Below are 25,935 nucleotides of genomic sequence, written 5' to 3' on the forward strand. Positions count from 1 at the left end.
GAAAATAGGCAGGAGTTGCGATGCGCGTCAAATGGGCGAAAGGATGATAATCTAGGCTATACGGGGCGGACCCTGTTGGATGCGTGTGCGTATCTCTTCAATGTTTGAAGCTGACCAGCGCGATTCTAGCCACCAGGTCGCGCCAGCCTCGGCCCAGGGACGCACAATAGTTGCCGCCTGCTCTATGTCATCTCCAGGTGTCTCTCCTTCCCAGATAATATCAAAAGGGGTTGTCTGCTTTCGCTGACTGGCAATATACTCACGCATAGTACGTATATCTTCTGGCGTTACTGGACCATCTTGCTCCATTTTCGTTGGGAGCAGGCCGTCATAACGCATGGCGCGATTTATTGATTTTGCGCGCGGCCATGCCCCCACAACCCAGATGGGAATGCGCGGCTGCTGAACTGGTCCTGGACGAAAAGCCATCTCTTCGAGGTGATAATGTTCACCTTGGTAGCTGAAAGGCTGAGCACTCCATAGGCCAGTGATAATATCCAGACTTTCGTCAAGCAGTTCTGCGCGCCCCTTGCGATCCGTTACTTCCCCAACCTTGCCGAATCCTTTGTCGTCGATTGCTCCCAAGCCGACTGGTAAAACAAGACGTCCCTGTGAGAGTTGATCAAGGGTAACCGTTTCGCGGGCGACTTTCCAGGGGCGACGACGTGAGAGGGGCGTAATGATGGCTCCCAGGCGCACATGCTTTGTACGCATGGCCATTGCTGCCATCACAATCCAGGGATCATACATCTCGGCCATTGACTCGATACAGATACCATCCCAGTAAAACATGCCGTCCCAACCAGCCTCTTCTCCTAACTGGGCCAGTTCCGCGATGGTTTGCACATCTCCAATAGGAATGATGAAGCCGTAACGCATAATGCTACTCCTTTGCTGGTCTTCTTCTTAATCTGCAAAGAGTATACTGGGCTATTAATGTCATCCTCTGTCATATTCACAAAAGATACTGGCCTTCTGATCCATTTTTACCTTGTTTCCTATAGACGTGCTTTGGGCTATATGCTTGGAGATACGGTGTCTCTAAGGGCCGTAGCTTTGAGCTATTATAGCCCAATATAACGTCTAGATTTTAGACGTGCTTTGCAGGAGAAGAGGCTAATCCCAGTCTGGCGAGAGAACAATCTTGCCGGAGAGCGATTGTGTTTCATATATCCTGTGCGCGGCGGCTGCCTGTGAGAGCGGGAGTTTGAGCGCGGTTCTGCCCTTGAGTACGCCCCTACCTAGCCAATAGTCAATCTGCGAGGCACAGGTGTGCAGCTCATCAATTGTGGCGTCTGTCACGGTAAAACCATAGAGCGTACAGTTTTTCATATAGAACGGACCCACCATAAGGGTGGTCTGATGCAGGGGGCCAGACATAAAGATGATGCGCCCACGCTGCGCAATAGCGTTGAGTGCGCATTCTATATCTGGTTGGGGCGTGGCATCCCAGTATACATTGACGCCTTGAGGCGCGAAACGTTTGAGCGCCAGGTTCACATTTTGCGTCTTGTAGTTGATAACCAGGTCAGCTCCCAACTCTTCGCACCAGCGCGCCTTCTGTTCATTGCCTGATGTGACAATTATCTGCGCTCCCATGGCACGGGCCAGTTGAATAATCGCGGTTCCTACCGAGCCATCCCCTCCATTGACGAAGATGCACTCTTTATCACGTATCTGGGCTTTGTTAAAGAGGCCGATGATGGCGGTAAGTCCTGAGTGTAGTACTGTAACGGATTCATGGAGGTCAACATTAGGTGGTAGGTGATAGAGCAGGCATTCATGGATACTGACGTACTCGGCAAAGGTTCCCTGGCGACCATCATAGCCCTGGTTATTGGCCCAGACGCGCTCGCCAGGATGAAAGAGCGAGACCTCTTCTCCCACTTCCACAACGATGCCTGTCACGTCACGCCCGATAATAAAGGGCTGTGGGAGTGGTGTCTGAAAAACTCCTCCTCGAATATAAATATCAACTGTGTTGACCGTTACGGCTGCGACTTTGACAAGAATGTCGCGCGGCCCTGGTGTAGGGATAGGGAGATCACCATAAATGATCTTATCAGCACCTCCAGGTCGATCAATATATGCCGCTTTCATTGTCTTCTGGCTTGCCATACGTTATTCCTCTCCATTCGCTCTATTAGTTGCTGTACAGATACCCACTCTCTTTTTTTATTGTACCTGGATCGATTTTACTTTATTTCTTGTTGCATCGAACCTGCCTCATCCATATGCTCTTCGGTTGATATGATTTGTGGCCCTTCTATCTCTGTCTGTGAAGAGGCTTCTATCTTGATGATGTCCAATACCTGTGAATCTCCTGGCTGTATCTGTGTGTATGCACCTCGCTTACGGAAGTCTTCCATTTGTTCACTGGTGATGCCTCGCACGTCGATGAACTGCGTTTTCACAAGGATTGCTTCGCTGAGGTTTGCATTCTCCAGATTAGCACCTTTAAGATTGGCGCCTGTGAGGTCTGCGCCTAGAAGGGTGGCCCCTGACATATTGGCCTCTATCAGGTTGGCCCAGCGTAATCTTGCATAGTCAAGGCGCGCCTTGTTGAGCTGTGCGCGCCATAGGTTCGCTCCCGTTAAATCGGCTTCAAGGAGGCTTGCGCGGTAGAGGTTGGCCTCGACGAGATTGACCCAGTGGAGGTTGGCTTCGTCCAGGCGGGCCCGGCTCAGGTCTGCACGCCATAGGTTAGTATCTTCCAGATTAGCCTTGCCCAGGTTTGCCGACCTCATCCAGGCTTTCTCCAGATTGGCTTCAGACAAATCGGCACGCTTAAGGTTGGCCTCGATGAGGTTTACCAGGATCAGCATGACCTGCTTTAAATGTGCCGAAGAGAGATCAGTACCACTGAGGTCGAGACCACGCATATCGCGATTCAATATTCGGCTCACAAGATTTATATCTCCCAGAAAACGTAAGACGCTCGCTCTCCGCGCCGGATCAAGCATGCGTAACACTGTGACTGTACGTGCATGGGCAATGGCCATGGCCTGGGAATTCATTTCTAACTGTTTATCTAGCAATAGCTCTGACATGCGATCAAAGTAGGTCTGTAGCGCCGCTTCACGCTGATTGTCCAATGCGAGTTCGTGCTCCTGAGCCTCTTTCTGGCGCGCCTCCTCACGCTCACTCTGATTGTGTACGTGAGTGTATATTGTCCCGGCCAGCGCGACCACGAAAGGAACAATTAAGATACTAAGCCAGTCCCAGAGCTTCTTATCCGCTACGCCAATCCAATCCCAGCGATAGATATATCCCATGATTATGCAGAGGGTGGTTGTTAGCAATACCAGAATAAACACAGCTCCATACCACGCGCTCTGGTGACTAAACATTGCTTTTATCCGGTTACTAAGTTCTTCAACCCATAAACGCATTATTGGAGTAAGCCCCCGTATTTGTTATTTTGCAAGTCTTATCTTTGCTCTCTATTAGAAAAGACGCTATTTGCATAAAGCTCCTAAAAATGGATATAATTGCCGAGATAATAGTCATGTTAAGCACTCTTGAGGGAAATGGCATGACCGACTTCTCTTCTCGATTCTGGAAGATGAATGGCAGCAGATACAGGTTGTAAAAGAAGATGAGCTATAAGGCTAAATCAATTTGTAGTTACGACATTTTCCAGTGCTCAGAGGAAAATACCGTAATTCTTCCTGTTGTTAGAAGTGACAAATTGAGAAGATAGGAAGAAATCTTATTTTTGCTCCAGCTCTGCTTGTAAGCGTAGCTCATCAGGTACTAGTATCTGGCCGAGAACAGGACTGACAAACTCTGTGGACAGGCATTCCATATAAACTATGTCCCAGAACTTGCCGTTCATGAACTTGGCTTGATGGCGACGGCCGATTTCTTGGAAGCCAGCCTTTTTATAAGCTCCCTGCCCGGCGCGATTATATTCCCAGGTTTCAAGCATAATATTGTGTAGACCCAGGCCAGTGAAAGCGTAATCAAGCATCAAGCGAACGGTCTCAGTACCATAGCCACGCCCGCGATACGCGGCCTCACCAATCTCGACGCCGAAATCGGCAGTGCGGTCGCGATAATTGATGTTACATAAGTCTGTTCTACCGATAGGTTGCAATGTGTCACGGTCATAAATGGTGAAGTAGACGACTTTGCGCTGGCGTTCCGCCGCGACGTCAGCCTCATAGCTGGCCTGAATCTCTTCAAATGTGGAGGGGCGCGGAATGTGCAGCGTGCGCAACACCTCGAAATCGTTGATCCAGCGCTGGTAAAGCGGGATGAGCTCACGACGGATGGGTCCGAGCGCAACTTTTTCTCCGACAATGCTGAAAATTGGCTTCTCCTGCATGTGAGTCTGGTATTCCTTCGTATTTTCCATGCTATTGTTCTTAAAGACCTCACTTTCATAGCTGTATGCAGAGGTGATTAAATAGAGGTGTAACACTACATTAGTAGCACATGTAAGCAAACAGACGCAAATATAAGAGCGCTGAACCTGAGTGTAACAGGTCAAGTACAAGACTAAAGAATAAAAAGTATCAAGGTCCCTTTTATGATGCCGTTGTCTTTCTTATAGTACTGGTAAGTGAATTTTTACCTACAGGCGTGTAATATTATGGCTGAGAGGATGGATAAGGAGAATGTCGCGGACAGCGCGGAGAACTTCTATTTACCTTACGGCTTTATGAAGCGGCCTACAAAGGGCTATGGACCAAGTATGATACGCTACTTCTAGCACGATATCTATTTGCCCGATGGGATGAGAAGCGTTATACTGCTCTAGCGAGATAGAAGCGTGGATAGCAAGTATATGCGTATCCAGGTTGCCTGATCGTATATGGGTTACCTATGAGGAATTATGCCAGTTGTATAGAAGTGGAGATCGTTTGTGGAGCTTACATTTTTAGGTGGTGCCTCGGAGGTTGGCGCGTCCTGCACGCTTCTTCAGGTAGCGGGCCGTACGCTGTTGATTGATGGAGGGATGCGCCCCGCGGCTCGCGAAGGACAATCTCGCCTTCCTGATCTCTCCCTGTTAGATAAGCAGCCGCCTGAAGCGCTTATTATCACACATGCTCACATCGATCACACTGGTGCTCTGCCTCTCATTGCCTCGCTCTTGCCGCATATCCCAATTTATGCCACTGAAAGTACATGTGTCCTGACCGAGGTGCTGCTTCGCGACTCTGTGCGTATTATGGAGCAGGAACATCTACGCCCAGATGGCGAGACCCCGCTCTACAATGCCGAGCAGGTTGATGCCTTTCTGGGGCGTATTCAGGTAATGGGTTTTCGCCAACCTTTCGCGCCTCTTGCAGATTCTCCTGGTATCACAGTACAGTTTATTCCAGCCGGCCATATTCTGGGCGCAGCCATGCTTTTCTTTGAGACCCCTGAGGGCACCCTCTTTCATACCGGTGATATCTCGTTGACCGATCAGCGTACCATCAAGGGCCTGGATATCAATGCGCTGCCCAGGGCCGATGTGATGATTACCGAGGGGACCTATGGTAACCGTTCTCACTCCAGCCGCAAGGAGGAGGAGCAGAAGTTGGCGGCAACTGTGCAGGCTGTGCTGGCGCGAGGAGGCCGCATTCTCTGTCCTGCCTTCGCCGTGGGGCGCGCGCAAGAGATCATTTTGATTCTGAAGGCCTATCGTGCCAGTGGCAAGATCTCGCCTGTTCCCATTTATCTGGATGGCATGGTGCGCTCGGTCTGTGACGTGTACCAGCAGCAGTCTCATGACCTGCAACCAACCCTCCAGCGCCACCTGATCAATGGTCGGCGCCCGCTTTTCGCGGATCCTCAACTGCATGTATTTTCTGTGCGTTCATTTGAGCGCCGGGACCTCGTACAGCATACTAAACCCAAGATGGTTATCAGTAGTTCGGGTATGCTTTCTGGCGGTGCCTCTCCTCTATATGCGCTGGATATTGCCGCGCGCGAGCAAGATTGCCTGCTCTTTACCGGTTACCAGGATGAGGAGAGTCCTGGCTACGCGCTACTCAACGCGAAGCAGGGCGACCGCATCCGTATTGGTGAGCAGTTTGTGACGCTTAATTGCCAGGTCGCGCGCTACAATCTCTCCGGTCACGCGGACGCCAACCAGATTCAGGCTGTCGTCAGTAAAGTACAGCCTGCGCGTCTCATACTAGTCCACGGCGACAGCGAGGCCCTAGAGGCCCTTTCACAGCGTTTCAAGCATCTCTCAGTCGCTATTCCTCATGTTGGCACTACCCTCTCCATCACACCCACTACGAAGGTGCCGACATCTTCTACCATCTCGCAAAAAGCCATGTATGCAGACGCCTTATTACCAGATGCCACACCTCTTCTCGCGGAAGGTGATCCTGTCCAGGACATACCTTCCCCAACGCTACAGGCGCTCTGGGAGAAGGCTCATATTCATGGACCGCTCCGCCCCTGGACCTCTGTAGAACTGGGTCAGCACTATTATGGCCCAGACTATCGCCCAGCGCTCCGCCCTCTCATTGAGCAGGTGTTACGTGATGCCACCACACATTTCAAACTGGGCCGCCTGGGCGCACAGACAACCTATCAACCCCGCGCCTCTGAAGCCATACAGCGCCTCACGCCTCTTGTCGATCTTGTTCCAGGTGAAGTTGTACTTGTCCAGGGACAGAACGCCAGCCCACAAATCGCGCTTGTGTTGAGCGCGCCCCAGGACGGCACGCTCTCGCTCGTGGCGGACCAGTGGAAGCAAGCCCAGAGACCCCTCAACGTTATCCAATTGCTACCAGGCGTAAGGCGCCCAGAATGGCTCACCTTAGCGCCGGGAGAGATAAAGCAGCAGCTTCAGGCCTGGCGTAAGCAGCTCGACACCTGCTGGGTCGATCTGTTCACTTGCTGGGAGCGTGCCCAGGGCCAGCCCTTTACCTATGCTCAGCTCTGTACCCAGGTCGCAGATGAAGACGAGCGGCTAGCCTGGGGACTGGAGCTACTGGCGCATGGTCGCGAACTATTCAACCGTGAAGGAGAGAGCTGGCTTCCTCTGGAGAGCGAACAAATAGAGAAGAATCCCGGCTTTTCTCAGCATCTCGCGCTCATTCGCGCCGGTGTGGGCGCTGCAGTCACGGTCAACGATCAGCCAGCTAGCTTGACTGGCAAAAGCTCATGGCGCCTCTTCGAGATCCAGTGGCAGGCCGGACCCACAGCGGGCCAACACCATAAAGTACGTTCAGCAAATATCCGATTCAAATAATAATTGCATAAATAGAGTAGATGAGTACGTAAAGTAGCGCTTTCTCTAAAGCACCTTTACCATCGTATAGTAATTTGTGCCTGGAGGATAATCCTCTACTAAGCCAACGACTTTGTAGCCATGACGCTCATAGAAGGTGCGGCCCTGGAACTCAAAGGTAGTTAATAAGACTTTGCTCGCCCCATGTTCTTTTCCTATATTCTCAACTTGCGCCAGGATTGAACTGCCGAGGCCCTGGTCGCGAAGCGTATCCGGCAGCCAGAAATCGCTAAGTTCCAGCCAGTTCCAGTAGATTTCGGCTGTAATGCCGCCTTGCCATTGACCATCTTTATCTACAATCATGATGTGCACTGGTTTTACTGCTCCTTCAGCCCTGGCCTGTTTATGCGCCGGCGATTGCTGGTTATTAAATTCTCTGATCTGCTCATGTAGATAGGCTGCAAATGCTGGATTTGGCTCAGACAAGACCTTAATCTGATGGTCCATTGGGTACTTCCCTTCGAAATTGATGCACATCTCTTTGAAAGAGAGGAGAGCTGAGTTGTATTATATTTGCAGCGTCAAGCATTAAGGTGAAGTGGAAATTGTGTATGGTGGAAGGGATTGGAATGTGGGAAGACACACCAGGATGCAGCCGAATGAGCTACTGCTGCGTGAGCGTCAGCGCAGAGGATGGACGCGTGAATATGTGGCCGGCCAGATCGGTATCGCTGATGCCAAGACAATTGGGCGCTGGGAGCGCGGAGTCGCCTTCCCCAGCGCCTTTTTCTTACAAAAGTTATGCGAGCTATATGCCAGACTCCCCCAGGAGCTAGGACTTTTTCGTGACGACCCGCCTTTATATCCGTATCCGGCCTGTACGCATAGCTGCATGCATGCGTTCCCACAGATAATCTATGATCCAGCGCTCCCTATACCGCAGAAGAATGTACTTGAGCGCCGGGCCCTATTACGCTCTCTAAAAACCTGTCTCTGTGACCAGGAGTTGCCCGCCTGCGCGGCACTGTATGGCCTTCCAGGCATAGGCAAGACCTCGCTGGCGGTAACCCTGGCTCGCGACCAGGAGATAACGGCCCACTTCTGTGATGGAACGCTGTGGGCATCTTTAGGACCTTCACCCGATCTCGTGGCCTTGCTACGCCATTGGGGGCGTGTCCTGGGGATCAATGAGATTTTTCTAGAGCGCGCGGAAAGCTCGGAGGCCCTGGCCATGCTGCTGCGCGCCACCATTGGCCCGCGACGCCTCCTCCTTCTCCTTGATGATGCCTGGACGTTAGAAGATGCACAAACGTTACAGGTTGGTGGCCCCCATTGCGCCTACCTGCTCACGACGCGTATACCTGCACTGGCTTATCACTTCGCCAATACTGCTTCCCTCCAGATACCAGAGCTATCCCTGGAGGAGAGCCTGGACCTGTTGGCAAGCTTTATTCCCGATATCCGTGAGGAGCGCTATCAACCGTTGCGCTCGCTTGTCTCTGCGACAGGTGGTTTACCCTTAGCGCTGTGCCTGCTTGGTAGATACCTGCAAGCCCAGGCTAATGGCCGCCAGCCTCGCCGCCTCCAGCATGCTCTGGAATACCTGAGTCATGCCTCTGCGCGCCTGCAATTGCGTATGCCTTCGGCCTTTGGTGAACCAGGCGCGACCTGCTCTTTGCGCGAATGTATTGAGCGGACGACGTCGCGCCTGGATGTTTGTGCATTGCGCACCCTGGCTATGCTTGCCACCCTACCCACGAAGCCATTGAGCTTCTCTGAGGGGGTGGCCCTGGCAGCCTGTGCTGGCGTCGGCGATGGAGCGACTCTCGATCTACTGGTAGATACCGGACTGCTTGAGGTAAATGACCAGGGGCGCTACCTGCTCCATCCGGTGATCGCGGATTATGCCAGAACCTATCACAAATCTTACGGTGGGTGATGTGGTGTGCTGTGGCGGCTGCCACAGCACACCACATCACCCACCCAAAAAACATCAGGCAGATTTGTCGTCCTTCCTGCGTTGCTCTGCCCGGTGCAGGGTGGTGGCGCTATTGATGAGTGCGATATGCGTAAGGGCCTGAGGGTAGTTCCCGAGTGAGAGTTTATTCACAGGGGATACCTCTTCGGAGAAGAGTCCCAGGGGACCCGCACATGCCAGGACGCGTTCGAAGAGTTGGCGGGCTTCTTCGACACGTCCCTGGAGCGCGAGATTCTCAATCAACCAGAAGGTACACATGGTGAAGGTTCCCTCGTCTCCGTTCAGACCGTCTTCGTTGCGATAGCGATAGGCAAAGCCCTGCTGGTCGGTAAGGCGTTCAAGTGTACGCTCGACAGTGCTGACCATGTGTGGATCATCAGGGGCGATAAAGCCTACCAGGGGCATGATCAGGTTTGAGGCATCCAGGGCGGTATCGCTGTAGCGCTGGGTGAAGCTCTGGAGGACCGGGTTATAGCCATGCACCATGATATCTTCGTAGATGCTCTGGCGTATCTTCTTCCAGCGTTCCAGGTCGGATGCCAGGTGGTATCGCTGGGCCATGCGTATGCCCCGGTCAAGCGCGACCCAGCACATCACCTTAGAATGAACGAAGTGCGTGGGTTCGCCACGTACCTCCCAGATGCCATTATCCGTATCTTGCCAGTGCTGGCAGACATGCTCAACCAGGATGCTCAAGAGCTGCCAGAGAGGGCCATTGGGCTGCTCGCTATAACGCTCATAGTTACCCATGCTCCAGTAGAGGTGGATGCAGTCCAGGACCTCGCCAAAGACATCGAGCTGTTTTTGTTTGACCGCCGCATTCCCAACACGTACCGGTTGTGAGCCGCGATAACCACTGAGGTGCGTGAGGAGCTTTTCTGGTAGTTCGCGCTCACCACGAATGCCGTACATGATCTGGAGGTCCTCACCGTCTGTATAGGAGAGATGGAGCAGCCAGCGTGTGAAGGCGCGTGTCTCTTCGGTAAAGCCAAGCATGTTGAGGGCATAGAGCGTGAAAGAGGAGTCGCGTAGCCAGGTGTAGCGGTAATCCCAGTTGCGCACACCGCCTATCTCTTCTGGTAAGGAGGTCGTGGGCGAGGCTACAAGCGCGCCTGTAGGTGCATAGCAGAGCATCTTTAGCGTGAGGGCGCTGCGCTTCACCCATTCGGCATAGGGGCCGTCATACTCGCACGCCGCGATCCATTTGCGCCAGCACGAGAGGGTGTGTGATAGCTCCCAATCGAAGTTGCGCTGGAGAAGATCCCAGGACACGAGACGGTGTACCGCGCGCTGGCTACGCCCTACACCAAGCGCGAAGGTTAGGCGCTCACCTTCATAGAGTGTGAAGTGCGCGATAATGGTCGCATGCCGTGCTTGTGGTCCATGCTCCATATGAATACTAAACGTATGGATGTCATGTATCCCGAGGATGGCCAGGCCGACATGTTGCTCGTGGCTGGTGCAGATGACACCGCTTTTCTCCTCAATGAGCTGGACGGTCGCTGGCGATATAGCATAGTTAGGCGTCACTTTGAAGTGCATTGTGAGCTCCATATGCCCATCCTGGCAGCTAATAATACGTACCAGGGAGTGACAGGAGCCGTTTTCGTGCGACCAGGTATTGTTATTGAGGGTCCGATATGACCAGGCGCTCAGGTCCTCAACAGGCATAAAATCCGTAAGCGTGGCGCGTCCCTGTTCGCCAGTAAAGGTCGTCTGCAAGACATTACTGTTAGGCAGGTAACGCTGTTTTCCTCCTGGCGTCTTGTCCGTAGGTGCAATCTGGAAGTACCCTCCCTGCTCAGCATCAAGCAGGCGACAGAAGACAGCGGGACTATCGAAATCTGGGAAGCAGCCCCAATCAATTGAGCCATCGGGGGCGACCAATGCCGCTGAGTGGCAGTCGCCGATGACGCCATAGGAATTGATCGGGTGATACTGGTGGTCTGGTTGTGTCATATAACCCACATCCCCTCTATGCAATGGCCCTCGTCTGCACAGCCATGATAGCAATGACGCTGCAACTTCGCAGCGCATCTTCATGAGATAAAAAAAGTATGGAATATTGTCAGACAAGACGAAAGGGCTTTTAGGGGGCTAATTGTAGGCTAATGAGCGTTGTAAATAACCTCCTTTCATCGATATCTTGTACATTATCTCGCGCTAAAGCTGGACGAGGATGACTGCAAAACCTCTTCGCTCATCCTAGTTCCCTGACCTGGAACACCTGAAGCGCAAAATTGAGGAATTCGACGTGGATGCCCACATGCCCAAAGTCTAGGGGATTGTAGGTCGCGAGGAAGCGGCTAGCGGGGGACCAGATCAACTGGCTCGGAGCTCTCGGCACCTGGTAAGAGAAAAGCGTTTTTCCGCTTTGAGCATCCCAGAACTGGATGGTCGAGCTTTCTCCCAGAGTTTCGTCTCGAGAAGAGCCGCCAGCAATAATCCCCGATGCCAGATAGCGCCCATCAGGCGACCAGGAGCAGCCTGTCAGCTGTCCCTCGACGTGTTGGCAGGTGAAGAGACGCTGACCCGTGTGAGTATCACAGACCTGCGCAACAGATGTGCCGTTCTCGTAGACCAGCATGGCCAAGCGTGTGCCATCTCTAGACCAGCACAGAGACGAACTCTCCTGAAGAGAGTTCCCAAGCATCGTCATCCCATTCCCATCATCGCGGGAAAAATTTAGCACAGAGGTTTGGAAAATGTGTTTTGTGCCGCCAGGTGTTGCAATACTTCGAGGAAGAAGCCTGGCTCCCGCTCTCTGACGCGTTGACTCAGGCTCTCCACGGTGTCTCCTGACAGGACGGGCACCTTACATTGAGCAAGGATCTCGCCGTGGTCATAGTGCTCGTCTATAAGGTGGATAGTAATACCGGTCTCGCGCTCGCCTGTCGCCAGCACGGCTTGATGAACATGATCTCCATACATGCCCTGACCTCCATATCTGGGCAGGAGGGCGGGATGAATATTGAAGATCCGCTGGTGGTAAGTCGCGAGCGTCTGTGGCCCTAGCTTTTTCATATATCCGCTGAGGACCACAAACTGGACCCCGTGCGCCTGGAGGGTGCGCTTGATCTCCTCATCCAGCAGTTCGGGAGTAGATTCCGTCTGGAGGCTGAGGTGATAAGCTGGCACGCCAGCCGTCCTGGCAAAGGCCAGTGCCGCAGACTTGCTATTATTGCTTATAACAACGCAAGCCTCGGCGTCCAGGTGGCCAGCCCGTATGGCCCGGTAAATGGTTTGAAAGCTACTTCCGCCATGAGATGCGAGAAAACCCAATTTTAGCTTCATGCCTTGATCCCGACCACTTTGTGTACCTCAATCCAGGCATCGTAGGTGGCCTGGCCGCCAGGAATGCCGGCGACCGCATCGTTGGCCTGCAGGGGGATAACTGGCGCGCCGCTGGTAAGCCGGTTCACGCCTGCCCAGCCATCTCGCATCCAGACTACGCCCGGCAGGACATCCTCGGTTATGTGCGCCCTGGCCTGGAAGCTGCCACGCTCATTGTTCATAACAATCAGGCTACCAGTCTCGATCTCTCGCGCCTGAGCATCCTGGGGGTGGATCCATAGCTCTGGTCCTGGATTGACCCTGGCCAGGGTTGGCAAGGCCTGTCCCTCATCGAAGAAGGCGTGGAAGGCGGTCAGCGTGCGGCCCTGGCAGAAGCGCAGGGGATAGGCCTCTCTCTGGGGCATTGTATAAGTTGGCAGTGGCGGAAGGCCCGCTTCCTGTGCGCGCTCGCTCCAGAACTCGACTTTCTTCGATGGCGTATGGTACTGGTGATCCAGGTAGGCGATATGCTCAAGCCCACTTTTCTGCCAGTAACCGCTGCTCGTTCGCAGATCGTCTACTGTGAGCTTCTTGCCAGATGATGTTTGCTGCTTAGCCAGGAGGGCATTGATATACTCTTCTTCGTTGGCCCAGGGAAAGAAGTTTTCTAGCTCTAGCCTGTCTGCGAGCTGGCGCAAGACAGTGATCAGGGAGCGGCACTCACCCTCTGGCTCCAGAGCGCGTTCCATCAGGTACATATGTGTCGCCGTCTGCTTGAGGCCTATATCCTCCAGCCAGGCCGTGCCGGGGAGAATCAGGTCGGCATAGCGCCGTGCCGTCTCGTTCATAAAGAGGTCAAACGAGACGATAAACTTGATCTGCTCTAGCCCACGTGCTAATGCATTATTGTCTGCGAAGGTGGAGAGCATATTGCTGCCAAGTACGAGCAGAACGTCGATCTTGCCATACTGGAACGCCGTGCTAATCGTTGGCATATGACTGGGAATGGGTGCGGGGTTTGGTCTGGCAACGATATCTTGTATGACATTCGCATTGCCATCGCTACGAGGAGAGGCGCCGTGGCGAGGTCCCAAACCGCCGCCCGCGAGACCCAGTTGACCTGTGAGGGCGGGGAGACAGGCAATGGCCCGGCTGGCCTCCCAGCCATGCTGATGCTTGTACATGGAACTGCCACCCAGCACGATCATCGCTGGCGTCGCCGTGGCATAGCGCCGGGCTAACTGGCGAATGCGCTCTGGCTCAATTCCGGTCATCTGCGCCGCCCATTCTGGTGTGTATTGCTGGACGTGCGCGGCGAATTCCGCGAAGCCTAGGGTATGCTGATCGATAAAGGCCTGGTCGCTCAGGCCCTCTTGCAGAATGACATGGGCCATGGCGAGCGCCAGCGCGGCATCACTGCCCGGTTGTAGCAGAATAACTTCATCGGCGTGGCGCGAGATCTCTGTGCGTCGTGTATCGATATGGACGACATACGCGCCGCGCTTGCGTGCCTCGATCAGGTGCGGCGCCGTGCCTGGCTGACTGGAGAGGGTCGAACCCCAGAAGAGAATAGTGCGCGAGTTCGCCGCCATATCCTCTTTTGTATGGGTCTCCAGCGTGCCGGTTAGGCCCAGGCCATAGCCGCCCATGTTCCAGCAGACGATTCCCGTGTTCCAGTTCTGGTAACCAGCAAGGATTCCCAGGCGACTGATCAGTGACGAGGCCACCCCGGTTGTGCCCACGCCATGCCCGCGCCAGAGGCCAACGCGCTCAGGCTGAGTCTGTTGTATGTTCTCAACGACCAGGTTGTATGCCTCGTCCCACGAGCACTCTTCCCACCTGTTCTCGCCTCGTGCTCCCACGCGCCGCAGCGGGCGTAACAGGCGTTTGGGATTGTCAAAAATCTCGCCCGCCGCTCTGCCACGAATGCAGAGGAAGCCCCGGCTATCCGGATTATGGACATCGCCCTTGAGCGACACGAGTTTATTCTCTTCAACCTCGACGGTCATACCGCACTGCGTAGGTAGACAGTTCATTGGGCACATAGTTGTGACCTGGCGCCTGGCTGGCATTGGTTTCCCTCCATCTCGTATAGCTTATTATTACTCTTCCATATTATCAGATGCGTTGACGAATTGCCAGGCTTCTTGCATGTGGGAGGTCGTGCTGCTAACCCCCATTTGGGGGTAGCGCACGCGCTGAAACATCGCCAGGCGCTTACATATCATGAGATGCGGCCTGCTCCGTCCCATGATATGTAGACGCGTGCTTTAGCAGCGTAGTCCCCTTAGTAGATGATAAAGTTGGTGCCGGTTCTGGCCTGTTGATAGACCCAGGCCATTGCGTTTGTTGGCAGATTGACGCAGCCATGGCTGCCTACGCTGGCGTCTTTGTTCTTGCCTGAATCCTGGTGGGGAAACTGTGTTCCCGGACCGTAATCCTTACGCCACCAGGAATCATGGAAGAAATAGCCATCCGCGCGAAACTGGACCGCGTAATTTACCATGATGGGATCATAGTAGTCGGGCGATCCTGGAACTTCGTAGGAGATAAAAGGCACATGCATCAGGTGGTTTCCCGCGCTCCAGAGTCCAGGAGGCGAGGGCCTATCATAGCGCCCGGTGGTTATCAGGAAGGAGCGTATCAATTGCCCATTCTGGTAGACACGCATGGCTTGCTCGGTCATAGAGACCACAAATACCAGGTTGTCCTGCAGATGATAGTACGTCAGCAGGTACTTATCTGTAGCGTGAACCTGATTATAGGGAGTAGAATCAGCGAAGTTTGCCTCCAGCATTGCGAGGTGTAAGAGGGTATCTTTGACTTCTGGATAAGCTGCAGAGCCGACGCTGGCCAATCTTCTATAGAGATATGGCACAGCCCCATAGCCGCGTTCCAGGCTCAGATAGCCGCTATCAAGCTGGTAGTCTTTCTGATCATATGCATCATGCCATTTATGCGCGTCACCCCAGTCCTGGGCCTCTTGTTGGAGAGTTGCCACGAGTGTATAGCTATTTCCTTGGGCGGCCTCACTCTCGATCTCAGTGATATTTGTATTAATCTGGATCAGGACCTGGATATAATCCTGGCTCGAACTGACTCGGTATAGGGCATCCTGTTCTGCCCGGTAATGCTGGAGATAGATGTCTTTCTGCTTGCCTGGGGCTTTGAGTTGATCAATCTTGCTCTTCAGGATGGTAAGCTTTGTCTGCGCTGCCTGTAGCATTGTGGGCGTGATTGGCGAGAGTACTTGTGGCTCGATAGCGTCATGTCTGCTGGCATATTGCTTATGCAGGTTATTTGGCGACCTGGAAGCCGTGCTCTGGCTGCTTGCTGCGCATGCCTGTAATAAGAGTGCAATTATCAACAGCGCCAGCGCGGAGCATGGCAATCTCTTTTTATGAAGAACGTTGCTGCTCACCTCTGGTCGCGTGAGTTTGCGTCTATGCATATCTATTAGCCTATCTAGTAGCGACTGGTGTATCCAAATTCCATGTGCAAGTAGCCTCCCTGCTGCTTGCTGGGTCTTCCATATAGTTCGTCGGAGTAATCGCTATATCGTTACATGTGTATGCTTTTTGTCACAAAAATTCTATGTGGTGCAGTCTTAAACAGTAGCGGAAGGTGGTATAGTCATTGGTAACTGTGGAAGCTATTTGCAAGGAGGGTCTTTATGAAGAAGGTGACTATTGCGTTGATTGGCGCGGGTTCGCGAGGAATGGAGAGCTATGGTAGCTATGCCTTACAGAACCCCTATGAGCTTGAATTTGTCGCCGTGGCCGAGATCAATTCTGGCCGTAGAGCGAAGTTTCAGCAACTGCATAATCTCCCCGCTGAGCGTGTCTTCGCCGATTGGCGTGAGCTGTTGAGCCAGCCAAAGCTTGCCGATGCCGTCTTGATCTGCACGCAGGACCGTATGCACTTTGAGCCAGCCATGGCGGCTCTCCAGGCGGGCTACCATGTCCTGTTGGAGAAACCCATGTCGCCGGACCCGGCGGAGTGCGTGAAGATGGGAGCATACGCGGCTGAGGTCGGACGTGTCTTTTCCATCTGCCATGTGTTGCGCTTCACAAGCTTCTTCAGTACCCTCAAGCGCCTGCTGGATGAAGGAGCGATTGGTCGCTTGATATCGATTGAGCATAGCGAGAATGTTGCCTACTGGCACTATGCCCATAGCTATGTGCGCGGCAACTGGCGCAATACCGCGCTCTCCAGCCCCATGATCCTCGCCAAGTCCTGTCACGACATGGATATCCTGCTCTGGCTCGCGGACGCCAACTGTACGCGGCTCTCCTCCTTCGGCACCCTGACCCACTTTAAGTCGGAGAACGCACCTCCAGGAGCGCCCATGCGCTGTACCGATGGCTGCCCGGCGGCACATACCTGCGCCTATTATGCGCCAAAGTTCTATCTGACAGGCAAGGACGGCTGGCCTGCCTCGGTCGTCAGTGTCGATACCAGCCGCAAGTCCCTGATGAAAGCCCTGGAGGAGGGACCATATGGCCGCTGTGTCTATCACTGTGATAACGATGTCGTAGATCACCAGGTCGTGAACCTCCAATTTGACAACGATGTCACCGCCGCTTTCACCATGTGCGCCTTCACCGATGACGTGACACGCAAGATCAAGCTCATGGGCACAAAGGGCGAGATGTGGGGAACCATGGCGCGCGACACCAACCAGATAGAGGTCAACGAGTTCGGCACGGGCACACATAAGGTCTATACCCTCTCTAATGAGGGAGGTCCGCAGGGGCATGGTGGCGGCGACTTTGGTATCATACGCGACTTCCTGCGCCTGGTTCGTAGCGAGGGGCGAGAGACTGGCCTGACGGCTGCCGCGACCTCCGTCCAGAGCCACTTGCTGGCCTTCGCTGCCGAGGAGGCCCGTCTCAAGCACAGCGTCATCGAGATGGACGAGTACGGCCGCCGTTGGGGCTTCGAGCGCCTGGTAGCAAATGAAATTTAGCGTTCAGTGGCTAGTGGTTCACAAAATGAATGGAGCGTCCTGGAATGCCTGTGGTTTGGGTGCGCTTCCGGGGCGCTGGCGCGTGGTAGGCAGATATAACATGGCTGCTGAAGATGGCGCATAGCAAGCGGGTATTGATACATGCAGGCGTATAATGAAACAAGGTTCTCAGTTGCTTTGTCTTGTTGGCATAAGAAAGGGGAACAGGTTTTATGCGTCTTCCTGCCTTTATCGATGACTTGAGTATCGAGCCTAGAGTCTATCATGAGCAGTTGCGTGAATGGTGCCGCTCGATGCGCGCATCTCACCCGGTCGTGTTTGATGACGAGAGCAAGAGTTGGCTCGTCTTCCGCTATGAGGACGTGGTGCGTGTGCAGAGCGACTATGCTACCTTCTCCTCTGAACGTAGCCTCAATCGCGATCGTAGGTCGGGACCCAGAAGAGACCAGCCCAGCATCATCGAACTGGACCCGCCGCGCCATCGCCAGATGCGTTCCCTACTGACGGCAAGCTTCTCAGCCCGTACCATTGCCGAGATGGCGCCCCAGATCGAGCATATAGTCGATGAACTGCTCGACGAGGCGCTTGCCCGTAAGCGCGTGGACTGGATGGATAGCTTCGCCAATCCGCTCCCCGTGATGGTCATTTCCGATATGCTGGGCATGCCACGCGAGAAGTGGCGCCAGTTTAAGGCCTGGAATGACGCGCTCACCAGCGACGATGAAGAGGCCGAGCAGGCCAACAAGCTCTTCACTGAATACTTTGAGCGCTCGATTGAGGAGCGGAGACGCGAGCCACGCCAGGATATTCTCAGCCTCTTGATCAACTCGGAGGTCGATGGCGAGCGCCTCAGCCATGACGAGTTAATCGGCTTCTGTTTTACTCTCTTTATCGCGGGCAATATTACGACGACGAATATCCTGGGCAATGCCTTTCTCTGTTTCGACGCGCATCCCGAGACTTTCCAGCGTCTGCGCGGACAACCTGAGCTGATTCCCAGTGCCGTAGAAGAGATTCTACGCTATATGCCGCCATTTCGCGCTGGCCCCAATGACCTTGTGCTTGGGCGCGTGGCAAAGCGAGATGTCGAGATCGGCGGTGAGCAGATCCACGCAGGCGAGTATGTGCAGATCAACCGCCTCTCGGCCAACTTCGATGAACAGGTCTTTCCTGATCCCGAGCGCTTCGACATCGAGCGCAACCCCAATCGCCATCAATCCTTCGGCCATGGCATTCACTTCTGTATTGGAGCGCCCCTGGCCCGCCTGGAGACCAAAATCGCTCTTACAAAGCTTGCCCAGCGCATCAAAGCTATCCACATCGCCGAAGACAAACTCCCTGAGCAGGTGCGTAACAGCCTCCTTTTCGGCATGAAGCGCCTGTTCGTGGAGTTGAGTTAGCGCAAATTGCGAGCGCCGGGCAAATCAAGGGAGGTGTACATGATGCTAAATGTTGAGCATGCACTGGTAGACTTTTTTGTCACCTATGCCTACCACATCTACCTCTTACTGATCCTGCTTGGTGCGCTGATCTGGGTGATGCGTAGCTGGCGACACCATGCCTGAATTCAGTAGGTGTAGGGTCCATGCTAGCATGGACTCTCTTGCCCCCTGACCAATCACCTGGCGAGGAACGGTCGCTCCGCTCGCAGTCCATGCCAGCATGGACCCTACACCTACTGAATTCACCAGTCAATATCGTTTCCTCTCATAATTTGATTTCTAAAAATGGAGTGACCCTGTATACATGAAGTAGAGGAGCAAGGCAACAAGCACGACAACCAGGAGAAAAATGAAGCTCCCATCATTAGCTGACCCTACTGATCTTTGAGGCCGCTTCGCAAAGTAAAAACTTTCAATTCCAGTTGATTCTTTATTTGCTTCATCATATCTCATATTTGCTAGTGATTGATAATATTCATCATCGATATGTTTTTTTTCTTCCATATAGAGCTCTTCTTGCTTATGTTGCTCCTCCTCCTGAAGCAGCTCTTCTTGCTTGCGCAGCTCTTCCCAATGTAGTTCCTCCTGCTTTTGCCATGCCTCCTGTCGGCGCCAATATTCCCGTTGTTGCCACTCCTCCTCCTGCCTATAAAAATCATCATCATAACTATACGGACTCATGAGCAATAACCTTTCTGAGAGATCTCTGGCGTCTTTTTCCTCTCTATCTAGTAAGCAAACCGTGAAGCTTGATATCTCTTAATTATGAAGTAAAACGGGCGATAAATAAAGGGCCCATTTGGTGTCTTGCTGGATACCTTCGTCGTGCGTCCCCTGCTGGTTCCAGCCATCGTCTTAGCATCGTGGCCCAATCAGTCTAACTTTGTAGGGTCTGGCCGAATGGGCATACTCCCGGGGGAAGAGGTGCGTATAGGCCTCGCGGTTATAGAGCCAGGAGGAGCCTTGGACCAACCGGGCCTCGGGGTGAAAGCGCTTGATATGCGAGAACATGGACCAGAGATCGGCCAGACGGGCCTCTCTGCGTTGATGCGTCAGGGGACCATAGCCTGAGAAGTCCAGGTTGCTGAAGTGGATATGGTGAAAGCATACCATAAGCATCGTCTGGAGGCGATCCTCTGTGTGTATTTTGAGGCGAACTCAGGTGTTGTGATAGGAGCGTCAAAGTACCGATTTCCACGCCAATGCTATCTAAGCGTCTTCACGGCTGTACCGAACATCTAATACCTGAAGGAGGCATTTTTTAGGAATAAGGATGACTTTTGTGGATCAGGCTTGTCTGGATAGTGAGTGTGGTGCGTGCCAGCACGCACCACACTCACTATCCCCTGGCATTGCGGTGAGGGCAGGAACGTTGTAAGCTGTGAGGTGCGTATTGTCCCGATAGGTTTGACGAAGGAGATTCTGTTGTGAGTGGCGAGGCGCTTTCATTGCCGCCAGTGCAGGCCCCTAAACTCCGTTTGCCGCGTTTGCGTCCGTCGATAGTGTGGCGCGAGGAGCTTATAGCACGCCTGGACACTGCCTCTGAGCACCGGCTGACGGTTGTCTCCGCGCCTGCCGGGTATGGGAAGACGACGCTGGCAAGTGCGTGGGCGGCCAGTCGTAATGAAGGCCAGCCCTCAGCCGTCGTGTCCTGGTTAGCCCTGGATCAAGGCGATAACGATCCCATCCGTTTCTGGCGCTACTTTATTACTGCCTGCCAGGTGTGTCATCCAGGCGTGGGGCGGGACGCCCTGGCGTTTCTCCAGTCGTCGCTACAGCTTCAACCTGAGCGCTTGTTAGATATGATGCTTTCCTCCTTTCTCAATGACCTGGGCGACTCTACCCAGGTTGGGATAGTGGTGCTGGAAGACTATCATTTGATCATGGCACCTCAGATCCATGAAAGACTGGCGACCTTGTTGCAGTTCCCTTCGCCTGGCCTGCGCTTGATCCTTTTGACCAGGAGCGATCCCCCCTTACCTCTGGCACGCCTGCGTGCCCTTGATGATCTCTATGAATTGCGTACCGCGGACCTCCGCTTTACACTTGATGAGACGCGCCTCTTTCTCAGGCGCTCGCCTGGTCTGTCCCTGCCCGAGGAGAGTGTGGCGTACCTCCATGCGCGCACCGAGGGTTGGCCGGTTGGTGTCCAGCTAGCGTCGCTGGCTCTGCGTGGGCAGGGAAGCATGTCTGAAGCCAAACACGCCCTCTCAAATCTCTCTGGTCACCATCGCCACATCCAGGAATACGTGGTTGATGAGATTCTACGTGAACAGTCGGAGCCTCTTCAAGCGTTCTTGCTCCAGACAAGTGGGCTGGATAGCCTTACGGCCTCTCTCTGCGACGCGGTAACTGGCCGGAGCGATAGCGCCGCTATCCTTGAGTATATGGAGCGGGCCAACCTGTTTTTACAGCCCCTCGATGGCGCGCAAATCTGGTATCGTTATCATGCCCTCTTTGCTGAAGCGATGCAGCATGAGGCGCAGAGAAGGTATGGTGAGGAAGAGATGCGCAAGTATTTAAAGCGGGCCAGCGCCTGGTATGCGCGTGAGGATATGTTGCCGGAGGCGATTGAAGTTGCGATCCGTGCCCGTGACTTTTCCTGTGCGGCCAGCCTGATCGTGCGTCTTGTCGAGCCTATGGGGAGTTATTTTGAGCGTCAGACGCTCTGGCGCTGGTTGAAAATGTTGCCAGATGAGGTTTTAGAGGCTCAGCCTGGCCTGGGCTTTCTGTATGCCGCGGCGCTGCTCTTTACCCATGATCGCCACGCGCCATTGACAAAGACGCGTATCGAGATTCCTCTACGCCTGGCGGAGCGCTATTGGCGTGATGAGGGCAATTTGGAGCGCCTGGCTCAAATCCAGGCCTTCCGCGCGCTTGTTGCGCTCTGGCAGGAGGAGTACGCCGAGTCGTTCCGCCTGGCACGCGAATCCCTGGAGCATCTTGCCGAGCACGAAGTACAATGGCGGGGGATGAGCCTGTTGAATGCGAGCCTGGAGGACCTGTGGGCGGGACGCTTCGACAAGGCCTGGAATGCCTGTACCCAGGCTCACCTGTTTCTGGCTTCCTGTGGTTCAAACGCCCCCATGTTTGCCTCAATAGCGGCCCAGGCCGAAATATGCCTATGGCGGGGTGCACTCCATCAAGCGAGCACGCTCTATCAGCAGATCCTGGCTGAGATAGAGCGCCAGGACATTGGAGCGCATTGGCCAGATGATCAAGGGGGGGCGTTGCTAGGGATGGCGCGCCTCTCCTATGAGTGGAATATGTTTGAGCGGGCGCAAGAGCAGGCAGAGGAGGTCCTTGTTCTCGGCCAGCGTGGACACAAGGAAGAGCTGCAAATTCGCGCTCTGTTCCTGCTGGCTCGTGTGACGGGGCAGCCAGAATATGCCCAGAGGGCCGCGACCCTGCTGACAGGTATCCAGAGAACGCGCTTGCGTCGCGAACTTCTGCTGGAGCAGGCTAGCGTAGCGCTTGCACATGGCGACCTCTCGACCGTGCTGCGCTGGTCTACGCATCTCCCTCAGCAAGAGGAGCCCTTCACTACTCTGCTGCATGAACAGGAGATGCTGCTCCTGGCGCGCCTTTTTCTGGTACAGGAACGTGTAGCAGAGGCTATCGCTCTGCTCTCATCCCTGCTCCCCCGGGCGCGCGAGCAAGGTCGTGTGCAGAGCGAATTGGAGGGCCTTACCCTGCTGGCTCTGGCCCATGCCGCTGGACGCGAGGACGAGCGCTCCTTACCTGACGCGCGACGCTTGCTCCTCCTCGTGCTTGAGAAGGCGCATACCGAGGGCTATCAGCGCCTCTTTCTGGATAAAGGTGAGCCAATGTGTCTGCTCTTGCGCGCGACCATGCGCGATATCTCTTCCGATGCTCTCCTCTCCTATACTCGCGAACTCATCCAACATTTCCCGAGTTCCGACAGCAAGCCTGGAGCGGAGTTGCTCAGTCCCCAGGAACTACGCGTCCTGCGCCTGCTCGCGGCTGGACGTTCTCGCCCAGAGATCGCCAATGAGCTTATCGTCTCAGTGAATACTATCAAGACGCAGATCCGGAGTATCTACAACAAACTCAATGTCTCCAGCCGCAAAGACGCCTATGACGCGGCCAAACGTCTGCATTTACTCTGACCTGCCCTGCCCTCTTCTTCAATCACCCCCTCAATCACCCTTGCAGGGTGATAGCAACCTGGTGGCTCCATCCGTAAAATTGATAACGCGGATATGCCGTGTGGCAAAAAGAAAGATTGAAGGAGTACCCTCCATGTTGCGTAAATTTATGATTGTCTCGTCCATATGTTGCTTTGTCTTGTTGAGCGTCCTGGCCTGTGGAGGCAGTCCGGCGAGCGATGGACCCAATACTGTGCATATGAGTAACACCTCCTTTGAGACATCATCGGTCACGATCAAGAAGGGAGAGCGTATTACTCTCGTGGCTGACACTATGACGCCCCACACGATCTCAAATGGTACCTGGGAGAACGGTGTCGCGAAGCCCTCTACCGAAGCGGGCGCGCCTACCGCCAACACAATCTACAGACAAGTGGGAATAGCTCGACCGTTATTGGCCCCTTTACGAGTGCCGGAACCTTTCACCTCTACTGTACCATCCATGCAGGCATGCAACTGGAGGTCATCGTCAAATGATCCAGAATCCTGAGAATGTGTTTGCTAAAGGGAATCTAGCCAGTCAATTTGGAGAGCCGAGCCAGCATGAGTCGACTGAGAGCCACATGGATGAATGCCTCGCTCGTATCGCAGCGACCCTCAAAGTCGCGTGAGAGGCGTCGACAGCGAGAGATCCAGGAGAACGTTCGCTCCACGACCCAGTCATACTACCCCCAAAAGCTGTTTTCTGTTTCTGAGAGCTTGCCATTGTGCAATCCTTTCTTCATTTGCTGGTATGATATCCTCGTCAAGGTTGTTCAGCAAGTGGTGCATCTGTCCAGCGGTGGCGGAAATCATCTCCAATCGCACGCTGATGGTACGCTCGAAGCCGTTCCTGTTCCGCTTCATCAGCCCACACGACCCAGCGATGCAAGGGCTCATCAAGTTGGCGTGCTCGGATCACTCCCTGACGAATCCAGTGCAAGAGCGTCCCCCGTGGAATGTGGAGGTGGCGAGCCAGTTCAGCGGGCCACCATTCGTCGGGCAGGAACCACTCATGGTGTCGAACCCGCGGGCGTGGCGCTTTCACGCCTAATTGGCGTTGCAGTTGCGAGATCATCTCTGTGCGAAAGCCGGTGGTGGAACGAGGAGGGCGAAAGCCTGCATCATTCAACGCCTGAGCAATTGCCACCGCCGCCCAGCCCGCCTCGGTGAACACCTGGACCTGGTGACAGATCTGCGGATACGTACTCAGCTCGCTTAGCTTGCCAATGGGTCGAATCACAACGCCTTCGGTGTGACTACCACCGATCCACTCGATCCGTACTTTCACCTGCTCGCTGGTGCCCTGCACATCGACAATGACTCGCTCGATGACCTGCCGCAGGATCTCTTTGCGATCGGCATCCATGGTCGTTGGAGCCGCCCAGATCGCGGGAATATCGGTCGCCAGGCGACGAATGGCCTCCCGTTCGGAATCCGAAAGCACACGAGGCTTCTGTTGGACAAATCGATGATATTCCTCCTCCAGCTGTTGCTGATCTGCCAGTTTCTCTTCCCATGCATGTTCCAGGGTTCGGGCGACGAGCCGGTGCTCAGGTTCGACCGCATGATACTGACGAGCTGCCCGCTCGGCTTCGTAGGCCGCCCGTTCTCGCCGTTGCTGCCAAAGCCGATCCAACTCAGCGCGCTCCTGCTCCACTCGTTCGGTGACTGTGAGCGATAACTCTAAGGCGGCTGGCTCCAAGGCGGCAAGAACCTGCTGGCTCACGAAGGTATCGAGGCATGGTCCCGCGAGATGTTGACATTTTGGTTCCCCGTAGTGCGTCCAGCGCTCGATACATTCATAGGTGTGAAGATGGTCCCCACCATTATCGTAATGGACATTCAAGCGACAGCCACAGCGGGCACACACGACCAAACCAGCTAAGAGAGCTGGCCCACCCCGTGCAACTCCCATGGCATCAGCACGGGCGCGGTTTGCCTGCAGTCGCGCTTGGTTGTGCTCGTATTGCTCAGGAGAAATGTAGGCCGGACAGCGGTTGGGCAGCAGAACTAGCCACTCGTCGGTGGTCATCACCACACGGCCTGTGCGTGGTCGCTCTGGCTGTTTGCGACGTGGATCTTCCTGTCGGCGTCCATAAACGTAGGAACCAGCATAGAGAGGATGTCTGAGCATCATCTGGATCGTGGCCCGATTGGGGCGGCGCCAGACGAGTTCCCCTTTGCCTGGTCCCTCTCGAACGCGAATACCCAACTGGATCTGGTGATGAGCCAGGTAGCGGACGAGTCCGCCGAGTGTGCCTAGCTCTTCAAATTTCCGGAAGAGGAACCGTACGACCTGTTGCACTTGTTCATCGGGATCGAACTGGATCTCTCCTGTAGGGCTCCAGACATAGCCAACTGGCAGCGCAAACTGCAGTTCTCCGCGCTGAGCTTTGCTCAAACGTCCCTGATGCATACGTTGCTTCAAAACATGGAGTTCAGCTTCTGACATCGTTCCTTTCAACCCAAGGAGCAGGCGATCATTGTACTGCGTCGGGTCATAAATTCCATCCAGGTCAGCAATCAAGGTATGAAAGAGCGCGCAGAGCTCTAAGAGTTGATGCCAGTCAGGGTACGGAGCGCGCCAGACGCGACATCTCGACCCCGAAGATAATCCCAACGTGGTCCAGGCTCACTTCCGAGACCAGCCGTTGGAACCCGGTTCGCCCTTGCGCACTGGCTCCCGACTTGCCCAAGTCATCATCGATCACCAGGACGCGGTCAACGCCCCACCCCAGTGTCTGAGCCCAACCAACCAACCCATATTGGAGTCGTGTGGACTCCTGATGGTCAAGGACTTGTTGAACGGTAGATTGACGCACATAGACAACCGCTAAACGCTCACGGTGCCAAGCATGGAGTTTCTCTGTGCGCAGGTCCTCGAGCGCGGTAAGGCCGGATTTATTCAGCACTGTCGTCGAGCTCATCGTCGTCCCCCTTGC

Annotated in this window: 21 protein-coding genes and 1 pseudogene; 7 read left to right on the forward strand and 15 right to left on the reverse strand. The window is 54.3% G+C overall.

Features of this window, described 5'->3' with window-relative positions; translation table 11 throughout:
* Positions 1–51: 51 nt before the first annotated feature.
* From JMJ16_RS04855 to JMJ16_RS04870, 4 genes are all read right to left on the reverse strand, one after another.
* Entirely contained in the window at positions 52–879 is an 828-nt protein-coding gene (locus tag JMJ16_RS04855) for an LLM class flavin-dependent oxidoreductase (protein WP_201378878.1), read from the reverse strand.
* A 237-nt stretch (positions 880–1,116) separates the two neighbouring features.
* Entirely contained in the window at positions 1,117–2,118 is a 1,002-nt protein-coding gene (locus JMJ16_RS04860) for an NADPH:quinone reductase (protein ID WP_201373533.1), read from the reverse strand.
* Between the two features lie 77 nt (positions 2,119–2,195).
* A complete protein-coding gene (locus tag JMJ16_RS04865) occupies positions 2,196–3,350 on the reverse strand; it encodes a pentapeptide repeat-containing protein (protein ID WP_201378880.1) in 1,155 nt (384 codons plus the stop codon).
* A 362-nt stretch (positions 3,351–3,712) separates the two neighbouring features.
* Entirely contained in the window at positions 3,713–4,330 is a 618-nt protein-coding gene (locus tag JMJ16_RS04870) for a GNAT family N-acetyltransferase (RefSeq protein ID WP_236601194.1), read from the reverse strand.
* A 540-nt stretch (positions 4,331–4,870) separates the two neighbouring features.
* Here JMJ16_RS04870 and JMJ16_RS04875 point away from each other — a divergent pair.
* Positions 4,871–7,201 carry an MBL fold metallo-hydrolase gene (locus JMJ16_RS04875; protein WP_201378884.1) on the forward strand — a complete coding sequence of 777 codons (2,331 nt, stop codon included), beginning with the start codon at positions 4,871–4,873 and terminating at the stop codon, positions 7,199–7,201.
* Between the two features lie 45 nt (positions 7,202–7,246).
* On the opposite strand, the gene JMJ16_RS04880 is transcribed toward JMJ16_RS04875, so the two are convergent.
* Complete coding sequence (locus tag JMJ16_RS04880) at positions 7,247–7,687, reverse strand: N-acetyltransferase (protein ID WP_201378886.1); 441 nt, start codon at positions 7,685–7,687, stop codon at positions 7,247–7,249.
* A 124-nt stretch (positions 7,688–7,811) separates the two neighbouring features.
* Between JMJ16_RS04880 and JMJ16_RS04885 the strand changes: the two genes are divergently transcribed.
* The gene (locus JMJ16_RS04885) at positions 7,812–9,119 is read left to right on the forward strand and encodes a helix-turn-helix transcriptional regulator (protein ID WP_201378888.1); all 1,308 of its coding nucleotides are present in this window, start codon (positions 7,812–7,814) and stop codon (positions 9,117–9,119) included.
* A gap of 54 nt (positions 9,120–9,173) precedes the next feature.
* Here the strand turns inward: JMJ16_RS04885 and JMJ16_RS04890 are convergent, their stop codons facing one another.
* The 5 genes from JMJ16_RS04890 to JMJ16_RS04910 form a co-directional block, all read right to left on the reverse strand.
* Positions 9,174–11,117: a glycoside hydrolase family 15 protein gene (locus JMJ16_RS04890; protein WP_201378890.1), complete on the reverse strand. Its 1,944-nt coding sequence runs from the start codon at positions 11,115–11,117 to the stop codon at positions 9,174–9,176.
* A gap of 241 nt (positions 11,118–11,358) precedes the next feature.
* Entirely contained in the window at positions 11,359–11,811 is a 453-nt protein-coding gene (locus tag JMJ16_RS04895; RefSeq protein ID WP_201378892.1) for a WD40 repeat domain-containing protein, read from the reverse strand.
* Between the two features lie 32 nt (positions 11,812–11,843).
* Complete coding sequence (purN, locus tag JMJ16_RS04900) at positions 11,844–12,452, reverse strand: phosphoribosylglycinamide formyltransferase (RefSeq protein ID WP_201378894.1); 609 nt, start codon at positions 12,450–12,452, stop codon at positions 11,844–11,846.
* Entirely contained in the window at positions 12,449–14,503 is a 2,055-nt protein-coding gene (locus JMJ16_RS04905) for a molybdopterin-dependent oxidoreductase (RefSeq protein WP_201378896.1), read from the reverse strand. Before JMJ16_RS04905 ends, purN begins: the two co-directional genes overlap by 4 nt.
* 215 nt (positions 14,504–14,718) lie before the next feature.
* Complete coding sequence (locus JMJ16_RS04910; RefSeq protein ID WP_201378898.1) at positions 14,719–15,882, reverse strand: L,D-transpeptidase; 1,164 nt, start codon at positions 15,880–15,882, stop codon at positions 14,719–14,721.
* A 222-nt stretch (positions 15,883–16,104) separates the two neighbouring features.
* Between JMJ16_RS04910 and JMJ16_RS04915 the strand changes: the two genes are divergently transcribed.
* The 3 genes from JMJ16_RS04915 to JMJ16_RS55870 all read left to right on the forward strand — a co-directional run bounded on the left by JMJ16_RS04915 (position 16,105) and on the right by JMJ16_RS55870 (position 18,965).
* Positions 16,105–17,400: a Gfo/Idh/MocA family protein gene (locus JMJ16_RS04915; RefSeq protein WP_201378900.1), complete on the forward strand. Its 1,296-nt coding sequence runs from the start codon at positions 16,105–16,107 to the stop codon at positions 17,398–17,400.
* Between the two features lie 212 nt (positions 17,401–17,612).
* Positions 17,613–18,800 (forward strand): cytochrome P450, encoded by a 1,188-nt coding sequence (locus JMJ16_RS04920; RefSeq protein WP_201378901.1) that lies wholly within the window; start codon positions 17,613–17,615, stop codon positions 18,798–18,800.
* A gap of 39 nt (positions 18,801–18,839) precedes the next feature.
* Positions 18,840–18,965: a hypothetical protein gene (locus tag JMJ16_RS55870; protein ID WP_255553163.1), complete on the forward strand. Its 126-nt coding sequence runs from the start codon at positions 18,840–18,842 to the stop codon at positions 18,963–18,965.
* A gap of 156 nt (positions 18,966–19,121) precedes the next feature.
* Here JMJ16_RS55870 and JMJ16_RS04925 read toward each other — a convergent pair whose 3' ends face one another.
* On the reverse strand, positions 19,122–19,523 hold the full coding sequence (locus JMJ16_RS04925; RefSeq protein ID WP_201378902.1) for a hypothetical protein: 402 nt from the start codon (positions 19,521–19,523) through the stop codon (positions 19,122–19,124).
* Positions 19,524–19,697: 174 nt separating this feature from the next.
* Positions 19,698–19,961 (reverse strand): hypothetical protein, encoded by a 264-nt coding sequence (locus JMJ16_RS04930; RefSeq protein WP_201378903.1) that lies wholly within the window; start codon positions 19,959–19,961, stop codon positions 19,698–19,700.
* A gap of 308 nt (positions 19,962–20,269) precedes the next feature.
* Between JMJ16_RS04930 and JMJ16_RS04935 the strand changes: the two genes are divergently transcribed.
* Both JMJ16_RS04935 and JMJ16_RS04940 read left to right on the forward strand, forming a co-directional pair.
* A complete protein-coding gene (locus tag JMJ16_RS04935; RefSeq protein WP_201378904.1) occupies positions 20,270–22,972 on the forward strand; it encodes a LuxR C-terminal-related transcriptional regulator in 2,703 nt (900 codons plus the stop codon).
* Between the two features lie 133 nt (positions 22,973–23,105).
* Positions 23,106–23,501: a hypothetical protein gene (locus JMJ16_RS04940; protein ID WP_236601196.1), complete on the forward strand. Its 396-nt coding sequence runs from the start codon at positions 23,106–23,108 to the stop codon at positions 23,499–23,501.
* Between the two features lie 22 nt (positions 23,502–23,523).
* On the opposite strand, the pseudogene JMJ16_RS04945 reads toward JMJ16_RS04940, so the two are convergent.
* The 3 genes and pseudogenes from JMJ16_RS04945 to JMJ16_RS04955 form a co-directional block, all read right to left on the reverse strand.
* Positions 23,524–23,670: pseudogene (locus tag JMJ16_RS04945) on the reverse strand (IS5/IS1182 family transposase); the annotation flags it as partial.
* 86 nt (positions 23,671–23,756) lie between these two features.
* Complete coding sequence (locus JMJ16_RS04950; protein WP_201378906.1) at positions 23,757–25,613, reverse strand: recombinase family protein; 1,857 nt, start codon at positions 25,611–25,613, stop codon at positions 23,757–23,759.
* The gene (locus JMJ16_RS04955) at positions 25,561–25,920 is read right to left on the reverse strand and encodes a recombinase family protein (protein ID WP_201378908.1); all 360 of its coding nucleotides are present in this window, start codon (positions 25,918–25,920) and stop codon (positions 25,561–25,563) included. Before JMJ16_RS04955 ends, JMJ16_RS04950 begins: the two co-directional genes overlap by 53 nt.
* Between the last annotated feature and the right edge of the window lie 15 nt (positions 25,921–25,935).

The sequence above is a fragment of the Ktedonobacter sp. SOSP1-52 genome (genome assembly GCF_016587395.1).